This is a genomic window from Dendronalium phyllosphericum CENA369 (assembly GCF_016056275.1).
Classification (GTDB): Bacteria; Cyanobacteriota; Cyanobacteriia; order Cyanobacteriales; family Nostocaceae; genus Dendronalium; species Dendronalium phyllosphericum.
In genome coordinates, this window is the sequence record NZ_JAECZA010000326.1 from 1 (window position 1) to 3171 (window position 3171).

The 3171-nt window shown below is 43.0% G+C and carries 4 protein-coding genes and 1 pseudogene; 1 reads left to right on the forward strand and 4 read right to left on the reverse strand.

Features of this window, described 5'->3' with window-relative positions; translation table 11 throughout:
* On the forward strand, positions 1-366 hold a 366-nt coding region (locus tag I8752_RS36575; protein ID WP_214437029.1), incomplete at its 5' end, for a transposase.
* Between the two features lie 119 nt (positions 367-485).
* On the opposite strand, the gene I8752_RS36580 is transcribed toward I8752_RS36575, so the two are convergent.
* From I8752_RS36580 to I8752_RS36595, 4 genes and pseudogenes are all read right to left on the reverse strand, one after another.
* The gene (locus tag I8752_RS36580; RefSeq protein ID WP_404827145.1) at positions 486-665 is read right to left on the reverse strand and encodes a hypothetical protein; all 180 of its coding nucleotides are present in this window, start codon (positions 663-665) and stop codon (positions 486-488) included.
* A gap of 3 nt (positions 666-668) precedes the next feature.
* Positions 669-830 (reverse strand): annotated as a pseudogene (locus I8752_RS38940) (DNA-directed RNA polymerase subunit alpha C-terminal domain-containing protein); the annotation flags it as partial.
* 233 nt (positions 831-1063) lie between these two features.
* A complete protein-coding gene (locus I8752_RS36590; RefSeq protein ID WP_214437030.1) occupies positions 1064-2464 on the reverse strand; it encodes an esterase-like activity of phytase family protein in 1401 nt (466 codons plus the stop codon).
* Between the two features lie 216 nt (positions 2465-2680).
* Positions 2681-2911: a site-specific integrase gene (locus tag I8752_RS36595; protein WP_318780949.1), complete on the reverse strand. Its 231-nt coding sequence runs from the start codon at positions 2909-2911 to the stop codon at positions 2681-2683.
* Between the last annotated feature and the right edge of the window lie 260 nt (positions 2912-3171).

Consider the following 3171-nt stretch of genomic DNA (forward strand, 5'->3'; position numbering starts at 1 on the left):
GTTTTGGCTGTGATGACGTTGAATAGTTCAATGGATGGAAATGCATTTAAAGTCTTTATTGAAAAGTGTTTACTTCCCCAACTCTGGACGGGTGCTGTAGTTGTTATGGATAATGTCCCTGCACATAAAGTGGAAGGAATCGAGTCTTTAATTCAATCAAAGGGTGCAAATGTTCTTTATCAGTCACCTTATTCTCCTGACTTTAATCCCATCGAACATTGGTGGTCACAATTAAAAGCTTTTTTACGCTCCTTTTCTCCAACCTCTTCAAAAATGGTTGATGTTCTCATCGCAACTGCACTTAATTTGATTAATCCAGAGCATTTAAAAAACTGGTTTACAAACTGTTGTTACTGTACCTCATAAACCTGCAATACGCTGTAATTGCCAGGATGGACGAGTAAGGGGGCTTGCCGAGATACGATCCCGTTGGTGAAATATTACTAAACATTAGTAACCTAGTTTTTGCAACATAACTCTGGTATCTAACGCCTTTTGTAAGGCACATTCAGCAAATCAATCGCCCGTTTCTTGGCTGCTTTTCCACGCCTATCGTACTTACTTGTCGTACTTGGTGACGCATGACCTGCAAGTTTTGCTACCGTGACGATATCTGCACCCGCATCCAATAGATTACCGATAAAAGTTCTAACTTTCGGAATCACTGCTCACAGAGAAGGCGTGTGTTCCGGGTCTGAAGCTGGTAACTCAATCCCTCGGCTTTGCAGTGCTTCAACTATCTGAGATACAGATTTATTTCCCAGATTTTTCAGCGTTCGCAAGCCTGTGACACTATATTTCTTTAAATCTTCTATTGTGTTAACTTGTGCCTCTTTAAGCGCCGTATTGACAACATGGGCAAATCATCACGTCTGCCTTTTGCCTGACCCCAACCAAGATCACCAAAAGTTGCCAAGAACCTTTAATGTGGTTTCGCTCATCGCCTTGTTTGCAGTTTTATCGCTGGATGTTTGCACTTCGCTACAATTATTGATAATGGCATAATTTATTTTTTGGAAGTCCCTTAGTTTACTAATGCCCAAGCGTATTGGCTTTTACCCTGTCAATGCCCCCCTTTGAGCTTCTGGGGTACGAAGTCCGGCAGGTTAATACTGTCAACCGCGAAGACGAAGAACTTGTTTGGGTTGTCAACACTCGTCGAATGGTAGGTGTCCGGCATTATAGTACCAACGAAGTCGTTGTCATTAGTGATGAACAACGTATGCTTTTTCACACCGTTGATAACCACATCCTCTCCGAAGGCCAAACCTTCAAGCTTGGCTGGAATGTCCTCTTGTTTGATCCCGTTTTGAGTCAGCGCAGCTACCACGTCGAGGAACAGGGTCTTGCTGACCGCCTTGCCAACAAGGTTGTTTTCTCCACTGATATTGCTTACTTCTTGAGCATTTGTCAGATCGATATGGTAAATTTTCTTGAAGGCAGCCAATGAGCCGTCGCCCAACCCCTTGCCATCGCGTTCGTCTACCAGGAATTCGTGATCGTTGATGGACACAATCTCGCTGACGGTGGGGTATTTGGGTTTAACCGACGTACCAATATTATCTAGCTGATAGGCGTATTCCTGGGTGGCACCTGTTTCGATGTCAATCTTGACGATTCTGGTATAGGCAGCATTGGTGCCACCGTCCTGGAGCAGCGGACTCTGCAAAATACCAACTAGGGTCTTACCGTTGGGAGTAATGGCAAGTCCTTCCATGCCTTTGTTCGCAACCCGACCGGACGTGTTGCCACTGATCTCTGTATCACCAACGGAACTCAAGTTGCTGACTGCAAACTTGCTAGGGAGCGTGAAGACCCTAATACGCTTACCTGTATTGCGGTTAAATTGGTACACATAAGGACCGTATTCATCGGAGATAAATATCTGCTGTCCATTATTTGATACACGCACGCCTTCAGGATCGAAGCGGGCATTGTTGGCATAGGTCGAGATTTGAGTGGGGTTGAAGTTGTCTGAGCGTCCAGTAAAATAGTTTTTACGATTGGTATTCAGGGCTGGGACACCGCTGGGTAACCCTAATCCCGCACCAGTCCCATAGTAAAGAGGCTCATTACTGAATAGCAGAGTCGTATCAATTAAGGAAGGGGTAAGAGTGAAGGGCAATGCTGAACCAAGCGAGCTTGGTACGAGTTTCACTCTGATAGTTTGGAAGCGGTTGATATAAGATGTTGTGTCACTCACAGCACTGTTGTATGACACTGCATTTGGGCCACGGTCTGGAATAGCGATAAAGGTATTAGAACCAGCGTAGGCCAGTCCTGACCCTAGACCACCCAAAAGGTTTCCTGGAACACCATTTTCAAGGGGAGCAGATGTTTCGGTAGAGAGATCGCTGATATTACCATCTAGGCTTCCAGTTGCAATCAGTTTAACCTCTGCGTTAGCGGCAGGAGCCACAATGAATGATGCCAACAAGGACAAAATAAGACTTTTGTTGAGCATATCAGTATTATTGCTATTTTGCTGAGGAATCTCGTAATTTTTTTGACTGTGTTATTATTTCTGCTTTATAGTTAAGTAAAAATTAAGCTGAACTTAACTAAAGATTATTAAAGTGAATTTTTAATTTTGGACTTGGTAATGCTGCACCTTAGTCAATACCAATATCAGAAGGTATACAAAAAAGCGTTTGACGCTGCCATGCATATTTATGAATTATCAATTCCGCCTACTGTAAGGCACATTGAGCAAATCAATCGCCCGTTTCTTCACCGCTTCCCCACGCTTATCATATTTACTTGTAGTATTTGGCGACGCATGACCTGCAAGTTTCACTATAGTGACGATATCTGCACCTGCATCCAATAGATTACCGATAAAAGTTCTTCTAAAATCATGAGGTGTAAACGCATCCACATAGGCGATCGCAAATTCTAGCTGCGACCGCACAAGAATAGTGCGAGATAATGGCGACTGTAATCCTTTATAGATAAGGCTTTGAAGTCAGTCAGAACTACCATTGCTTAATTTTTGCTTATTGCTGCTAAATTCCATAAATAAAACTATTCTTAATCCTGTGTTCCCTGTGCCTCTGTGGTTAAATAAATAACTAAAAAACTACACAGACAAAGAGACCACACAGAGAAAAAAGAAATTTTACAAGTCACCTGAAAAAGGCTTGTACTGTTAGAAAACAAAGCTATTGGAGT